The following is an 8193-nucleotide window of genomic DNA, read 5'->3' as shown; positions in this document are numbered from 1 at the left end:
GTCCTACGACTACTGCAAGTATTGCCAACCACATCAGTGTCTTTCCTTATAAAAGTTAGAGTAATCGTTAAGAAAAATGGGCATAAAAAATTGAGCAATAGAAGGCTCAGTTTTATAGTAGCATAAGCAACCAGCGCAATTATGAGGAAAGGTATTATTATTTTCTATATTTTGAAGTCCTTAACCTCCCATTCAGCCTTGAAAGCATGATTAATGCATTTGCGATTACCAATAATGTGATTGTCATCATATTAAGCCTTGTAATTAATACCATCGAAAACCTTAAGAGATCCCTATGCTAAAGAAAACTGAGCAAAGATTAGAGAAAATCATATTTAATAGCCGTTGGCTACTAGCCCCATTTTATTTGGGATTAGTACTCGGTATTATTTTATTATTTATCAAATTTTTCCAAGAAATGTGGCATATGATCACCCATGTGCTCAGTGCGTCTGAAGCCGATGTGATCGTTGGTGCGTTAGCTCTTATCGACATGTCATTGGTCGCAAGTTTGTTACTCATCATTATATTCAGTGGTTATGAAATCTTTGTCTCAAAAATTGATACAGGGGATCATGAGGATCGTCCTGAATGGATGGGAAAAATTAATTTCTCTGGCCTAAAACTTAAAGTCATCGGTGCTATTGTTGCCATTTCTGCTATCGATCTTCTTAAATCATTTATGGATATACCCAAAGAGATGAGCGAGAGTGATGCTGATAGGTTGATGTGGAAAGTGATTATTCATATGACGTTTGTACTTTCAGGCCTGTTGTTTGCCTTGATGGACAAGATTGTTGGTGATACTAAAAAACATTAAAAAAAGTTCAATAGAAATCTATTTATTAATTTACGCGAATATGCGCTAAGGATCTTAGATGGCATGAGCCAGTTTATTGACCTTATTCGATGACATCAGTGTGATAAGTGATTTGTGCATTAAAATCCTGATGGTAATCTAATCAAGATCTATGAACGTCTAACAGAAATAGAGCTTTTAACAAAACTTAAAAATAAGCAGCCAACCTTTTTAGTAGCAGGCACTGAGGGCCCCCTGTGGTCAGGGATATCTGACTAACTTAGAATTCTCGAGTATATTGATTTTTCTTTGGTCATACTGTTTTTTTACGATAGAGAGTAAGCTTTATAAGACTAGCTCATAACTCGTACTGCGCCCTTAAGCAGTAGACTTCTCTAATATGCTTTTTTCTACCAAATCCTTAATAGCTTTCAATTCAGTATTCGCCGAACACTTCGTCATTATCCCCCCCTTTTTTTTTGATCATGAGTTTGCCTTAAACACTAATCAACAGTACATTGACCATATTTACTTGCCTTGGATTCAATAGTTGCTGACGGTGGGTCTGCCAAAAGCTGGCTTTACTGATGATTTTATCCGTGGTTTTCTGTGCGCATAATAGTGTTTACTCTAAAGCTTGTAAAAACCAAATCAACCATTCAGTAACATCTGCATTCCCTTTTTGAGTACGCTCTAATATTTTGTAGTAATCATTACGATGTTTAAGTATTTGAGCCGACACGCTATAAAAACGTTGCATGCTAACATCACTTTACGCTACCAGCCCTGTTCCTCGTGAGTAAGGGGATTAACTAGAATACAAGTCATTCTCATCCACTTTAGCATCAAAATCAGAATTAATTATATGCGACACCAATTGACGCTTATCTCTCAGAGCAGCTTTTTTAATATCCTTTAAGGTTGTAAGGTATTTAACAAGGGTAGAGGTCAAATTTTAGAGGAATATAAAATGGATAATGTCACTATTGCTAAGTTACAAAAGACTTCAGTCGTGATTGTTAATGATATCGTCAAATTGTTTGAAATCTATAATCAGTTCATTCGTCCGCAAATTAAATCTTCGAACACATTTATAGCTTATCAAAATCTGACGCTAGCCAAGCCTATACTATTTATAAAAACCGGCGAAGTAATACAATTAGTGAATAACTTTGAAGTTTTTTATCTGTTAAAAACTGTAGATCTTAACCAAGAGTTGTGCGCAGAGAAAGTATCCATAGTAAAAATTAATGAAGCGCAATTCGAGGTTAAATATGCATTTTATGAATTGATTGACATTATATGTAGATATCAAAAATATTTAGATATCAGGTTAATTTATATTCATTTAAATAGATTTCTCACTGCTGATATAAACCAGCAGCTTTTTAGCTCAAAAAAATTCTCTATCGGTACTTTTTGTAATCTTATTAACATTCATGAGCAGACTTATTATAAACGTTATAAAAAGGACAAAAATAATGTCAACTATTAAGTCTCACTACCATCTTCGCGATGTACCGAGTCTCGACGTTATCAAACAGACCATCAACCACCAAGGCGATCATGACGATTTTAAGAATAGAGAAAGGGCAGTAGCAGCTATTGGTGATATCGTAGCAGTGGTTCAGGAAGGTTATTGCAATGCTGATCACCAAGAGCAACTGATTAATAAAGTGATAAAAATATTGCATGAGAGACCGGTTGCCGAGCGTGATATGCACATTGGCAGATCTGAGCTCAGTGAAAAGCCGCTTATAATGCAAGTCTTAATTTTGATGCAAAATATCATGTATAAGCGTCGTCAAACCGTTCGTCTTCGGCAGAAGCTGTATTGGCTTGCAATTGCGTTACACACTGCGGTTTTGCTTATATATCATGGCAAAAAGACGCATATGCACAATATTTTGATGCAATTTAAACTGGCTCAATTCTCAAAGGCAGCAACACGAACCTGGATTTGGCGTGAGCTTCCTGAGATACCAGAGCAAAAAGTAGATAATATCTTGATATCACTACAAGATGTGTCAAAGCGTTTAGCGATTAAGTATGGTGATCGTACACAAAAAGAGTTTTTAAAGCTTCCTGATGTCAGACAAATTAATAAGATCATAGCGTCTTATCAAGATGCTCACTATGTGAAAAAACGTCTAAAAATAGAACCCAATAACCAGATAAAGCCTATTAGCCTAGCCAATCAACCTGTATTGTTAGCAGTCAATAATGTTCAAAATGACCTAGGGTCGAATGATGAACATTTTGAAGATTTCGTATTAGAGTCGCAATCGCAGTTTTATACGGCGATGACTGAGAGTTATGAGGGCTTAACCACCACATATGAAGAAAGTATTGATCATTATGACCCGCCCTTTATAAGTTATGAAGTCACTACTGACTTGCCAAAAGGGCTGTCTTTTCCGCTCCAAACGATAGACTTATCGCTGCAACAAAACCACATTTCTCAACAAGAACTCGCGCTCAATTCAAACGTTCGGGTACTACCAAAGTCCAGCTATCAGCGGATATTTTCAGCGCTTTGCCAAGATACTCAGTTTTCAACCAACACTTCCAATCGGGACTGTGCTTACATTTTGTTGCTGTCTATGATTACAGCGTTGCCCATTAAATCTTTAACTATTGCAGGATACATTGGTCATCCGAGTATTTTTAAAATTGGTTTGAATCGAAGCTACATTCATCATTCGCTTGGTATTACCAAACGGCAAGAAGCGTTTAATGGTAGTAAGTATGAAAATCAGCTTGACATCATTAAAATTCCTGTCCCGCAATGGCTTATCGATGAAATATTAACAGGTGAGCTACCATCAGATAATGGTATTCAAGAATATCTTACCTATCTACGCGCTAAAATAAGTTTGCCGTACTTATCAACGAATCGTATTGAGACTGCACTGCATGTGGTGCTTTCTCGCTACACGCCAAACAGCAATGCTCACATCGCTGACCTGATTTGCAGAACGCCTGCCTCTCAAGCTCCAGCCATGTATTACAGCAGTCATCTTAGCGAAGAGATTTTGTCTCACTATAAATTAGCGCTGAGTATATTCAATCAAGACAATCACTTTGATATGTCATATATCACCCCTTGGCACAAGTACACGTTAGGTTCTGGATTTGCATTTACGCCAAATTATGTTCGTGAGATTATCACTGAGCTGCAAGCATGGGCGGACAGCAGTACTGATGCCAATACACATTTTAATCGTATCAGCATTTTCGTATGGTTTGTACTTTGTTTATTGACGGGTGTACGACCAAATAACGGTATCGGACTGATGAGCGATATCGATCTTGAGGCTGGCTGGCTAATGATTGATGACAAACCCAATCGAAAATCAAAGAGTCATAGACTCATACCTTTATGTTCGACACTCATACGCTTACTAAGCGATTACCGGAGCTATTTAATTGGTTATCAGCTTAATAATTTATTGAAACAGGAAATTAGCGAATGTATTGATGAGATACGTCTAGGTAATGAGATCGCATTATTGCGACTGCTATCAGAGAACTTCAGTACACTTGATGTCATCAAACGAGGCGACGCTTATCATATGAGCAAAGATATTATTGACACTGACCCTTATTGGACCCGTCATTTTGTACGGACCCAACTTGAAAGACTAGGCGTTGATATGGTGCTCATCAATGCAGTTGTTGGTCATGAAAAAGCGCGCCAACATGCATTAGGACGTTTCTCATCACTTAGTAAGCATCAGATTAAACAAGTGGGTGATCAGTTTGAACAGCTGGCAGAGACATTGGGTTTAAAAGAAATTAATATCAAAAACAATCATGATGAATGGAGCATGTCGTGCTCGTAAATGAAATCAAGCTGCCTAAAATTATAGATACACTGGCAAAATTTGATGGAAGAAAAAAGGCTTATATCCCTGACCCTCAAATACTAGAAGAGGTAGGGAAGGCCAAGCAGCTTGAAATTGGATTGCTTGCTAAGTTTCAAACCAAATGGGAGCAACTACGTCAAGCGTATCCTGATAATATCAAGATACTAAAAGATACTAAAAAATACTCTCGTAAAGCTTGTGCTTATCATAGCCATACTTTTTTAGTAGAGAAGCATAGATGTCGCATTATATATTTTGATAAGCGCTGGTGGCGTTGGGATTTGCTGTTGCAACAGTTCAATATTGTTTTAAATCAACAAATCAGGCCCATAGATGCAGAAGGGTTTTTAGAGTTTCAAAGCTATGCTCATCAAACCATCACGCAGACATGCCAAACAGAGAAAAGAGTTAAACAAGCCTATAAAGTGGTAAATCGTTTTATTGACTATCAAAACAAGCATTTTATGCTTAATGATTATCGCTATCCTAATATCAAGACTGTATTGCCCACAAAATTTAATCCGCTCCTCATTAATAATGATTGGATCACTAAAGGTAAGCAAATTAATGAGATGGTACGAGCGGTAAGTCACCACTGGACACAAACGAGTGAGTATAGCTTAGAAGAAATATTAGGATGGCTGGTTTACTCTGGCATCATGTATGGTGGCATTAATAGTAAAGCCATACTTGAAAGTTGGCTTGAGGCTCTAATAAATGAAAAATACCAGCCATTTATCAATAAGCGATTACTAATATCAGTCCGGTTTCTACAAGCGTATTATGGCAATGAGCGTAGTAACACGCAAAATCAGCTTTACAACACTCAGCAAATTGTTCTAGATATGGTCAGCCAATGCTGGTTGCTACGATATCGCCAAGCAAAAAATAAACTGGCTATCAATGATGAGGCTGAAAAAAGTTTAAAAAAAAGTGCTGAGAGTTACTTGATAAACGCTTTAAAACCAGTGCTTAACAATGGGGGTTTGACGATTTTAACTTTTCCGCAGATGCTGTCTTACGCAAGTTACCATTGGGAGATGCTTGATGGTGCTGATATTGATCAAGCTTCCGTAGCGGTACTGAGTAGCAAGCAAAATACAGCAGGGCTGACCAAAGAGAAGTTTAAAGAATTTTTAGAAGGACAATATAAGAAATCGGTAAAAAATTACGACTTAGACGATATTCTAAAGTTGTCAATAAAAGGATCAGAAAATATATTAGATAAAAGCACGACTCCAAGCCTACATGGTAGAAAAGTACGGCGCTCAGAGCTGATTACGGATATCGCTAGTGATTTTAAAATTGTAGGAAGTCTAAAAAGTAAGAGATTAGGCTATAAACCGCTTACTTTGATCCAAAGGATAGAAAAAAGGTATGAGCAATACACTGCAGTTAATGAGAGGGTGTTTTTAGATTGGATACTGGCTCTTTTAAAAGATGAGTTGGACAATTCTATTAAAAGTACTTCCGTGTTGCAATACATTAGAAGCATTGGCTATGAATGGCTGTATTTTTCAATGAATCAGCCTATTGATGGTTGGGATGAAGAGGACTTTGAGGTGCTCTATGAGGATATTTTGGAGTACAAAACCACAGTTCGCCGTCACATAAATATTTCTTATTATGCAAAGCTGTTACAACGCCTTCATAACTTTGCTCATGAAAATTACGATCTACCACAAGTAACGATTGCCTATGAAAAAGAGGGTCGACGCGTTCGTGCTGAGTTGATTTCCCTTCATATGTATCACGCGATTATTACACAGATTTTGCATAGCGTGGATATTCTAGAGCGAGAGATGTTTGCTTTGATGTTTATGCTGGTCTATCGAACAGGAATGCGTAAAAAGGAGCTGTTAGGATTACGGTACATTGATATAGAAGGCCTAAATTCACCGTCTCCGTCACTTGTTGTTCGTAGTAATCCTTATCGTGATTTAAAAACAGCTGGCAGCAATCGTAGAATCCCTATTTATGCTTTGTTGCAGCCAGACGAGTTGGCATTATTTATAAGATACACACAAAGTACTGTCGGTCTTAATCCTAGAAGCTTTATATTCACACTATCTTCTGAAAAGACGCCAATTGATGATCACGTACCGCTACAACTGCTAAGACGTATCTTACAGGACATCCCAAAAAAGCCAGGTAATAAGCCGGAGCAAACCTTTCATGCGTTTCGACATACGGCGGTTACTAATTTATCACTTGTACTATGTGGTGATACTGAGCTTGTTAAAGCTTTGACTGATTATAACGAAGAAGACATTAAACGGATCAAATATGGCGTTCTTGGTGAGCATCTTAATGCGCAAGATCGCTGGTACGCTCTATCTGGAATCATGGGTCATTTATCACCGCAGCGCAGTTTTGAGTATTACAACCATATCGCTGTTTTAATGGCAACTTATGCGCTGAGCGGCGCTAATATTAAGCTACCAGTTGTTGCCATTAACAACGTCACTGGCATCAATAGAAAAAGGCTTAAAGAGAATGATGCCATTATCGACCATAACGACGTCAGCCTAACTAGCGTCCGAAAGTTGTTGTTTCGAAGTCTTAGTCAGCGCAAATATGAAGCGCCTCGCTTATGTATTAAAAACACGACCCTTTTAGTCGATTCACAAAGTAGGACAGAAACGTTATTTATGCGCTATGGCATGAATAGCATTTGGTTCTTATTACAGCAAAATGCTTTAGGCATAGCTTTAAAGCAGGCTGCAATAATGGTTAATATTGATTTACACGACGCAGATATCATTATAAATCGAGCGCGAAAAGTAGCCAATGTGACCTCGAGCCATGATAACCCTAGATTCATTGGAACAAATGGCCTTCCAAAAAGTATTCAGTACAAAAGTGATTATAGATTACTGTCTTCACTGCAAAGCAGTGCTCAAAAACTACGAGATAACTCATTAGATGATTGGCAGTGGTTTATAGCTCTATGCCAAGAGCATCTATCTTACAGTAAGGCGTTTGTTCCTTTTTCAATCAAAGAAAAGAAAGCGTTACGACGTTTTATCAAAATTGCCAAACAATTACTGCCAGCGAAAAATTGGCTAGTTGCTCATCCTGCGGCATCACAAGTCCATCTTAATTTAGCTGATATGAAGGGATTGCGTAGCATCAGTAAAGATAGTATGGGTACGTTCAACATTGGAATCGCTTTGATTGATAACAGATCCTCTGTAAATGATAAATGGCAATTTTCTCCGTTGCTGCGATTTTTTGTTTATATGGTATTGATTACGGATGAAGAGTTAGTGATTTTAGATAATGCGTCATAAGTTATTTAAGTTTGCTTCGGTGTTCGACAGCGACGCCTAGAATTTAAAAATCAGTGAATCTACTATCAATAATGGGGTAACCCCAGTTCGGGATAAGCCACATTGTAACTCATTGATACTATTTACAATGTTGCTACCTGTCCCTGCTGAGGCATATTTTTGATGGTGGGTTTATAGGGAAACCAGCAATAAGCAATTAAACCTGACAGCAAGTTTGTGATAAACCCCGTGA

Annotated in this window: 5 protein-coding genes and 1 pseudogene; 5 read left to right on the top strand and 1 reads right to left on the bottom strand. The window is 37.7% G+C overall.

Annotated features, from left to right (window positions below; translation table 11 throughout):
* Positions 1-206: 206 nt before the first annotated feature.
* From CXF58_RS13940 to CXF58_RS00515, 5 genes are all read left to right on the top strand, one after another.
* Entirely contained in the window at positions 207-302 is a 96-nt protein-coding gene (locus CXF58_RS13940; protein WP_227514060.1) for a hypothetical protein, read from the top strand.
* Positions 296-820: a TIGR00645 family protein gene (locus tag CXF58_RS00535; protein WP_068037376.1), complete on the top strand. Its 525-nt coding sequence runs from the start codon at positions 296-298 to the stop codon at positions 818-820. The genes CXF58_RS13940 and CXF58_RS00535 overlap by 7 nt, the downstream gene beginning before the upstream one ends.
* 949 nt (positions 821-1769) lie before the next feature.
* Positions 1770-2294 carry a hypothetical protein gene (locus tag CXF58_RS00525; protein WP_068037374.1) on the top strand — a complete coding sequence of 175 codons (525 nt, stop codon included), beginning with the start codon at positions 1770-1772 and terminating at the stop codon, positions 2292-2294.
* Positions 2281-4644, top strand: a complete 2364-nt coding sequence (locus CXF58_RS00520; protein WP_102076253.1) for a site-specific integrase — start codon at positions 2281-2283, stop codon at positions 4642-4644. Before CXF58_RS00525 ends, CXF58_RS00520 begins: the two co-directional genes overlap by 14 nt.
* Positions 4635-7961, top strand: a complete 3327-nt coding sequence (locus tag CXF58_RS00515; protein WP_180952483.1) for a site-specific integrase — start codon at positions 4635-4637, stop codon at positions 7959-7961. Before CXF58_RS00520 ends, CXF58_RS00515 begins: the two co-directional genes overlap by 10 nt.
* A 122-nt stretch (positions 7962-8083) precedes the next feature.
* Here the strand turns inward: CXF58_RS00515 and CXF58_RS00510 are convergent.
* Positions 8084-8193: pseudogene (locus tag CXF58_RS00510) on the bottom strand (IS982 family transposase); the annotation flags it as partial.

This window comes from Psychrobacter sp. Sarcosine-02u-2, assembly GCF_002836335.1.
Lineage (GTDB): Bacteria > Pseudomonadota > Gammaproteobacteria > Pseudomonadales > Moraxellaceae > Psychrobacter > Psychrobacter faecalis.
Note: the sequence above shows the minus strand (reverse complement) of the source record. Positions and strands in the feature narration are given on the sequence as shown.

Bases quoted from the DNA above. Each gene is read 5' to 3' on its own strand.
- CXF58_RS13940 (WP_227514060.1), top strand. From the start codon at position 207: ATGATTAATGCATTTGCGATTACCAATAATGTGATTGTCATCATATTA.
- CXF58_RS00535 (WP_068037376.1), top strand. From the start codon at position 296: ATGCTAAAGAAAACTGAGCAAAGATTAGAGAAAATCATATTTAATAGC.
- CXF58_RS00525 (WP_068037374.1), top strand. From the start codon at position 1,770: ATGGATAATGTCACTATTGCTAAGTTACAAAAGACTTCAGTCGTGATT.
- CXF58_RS00520 (WP_102076253.1), top strand. From the start codon at position 2,281: ATGTCAACTATTAAGTCTCACTACCATCTTCGCGATGTACCGAGTCTC.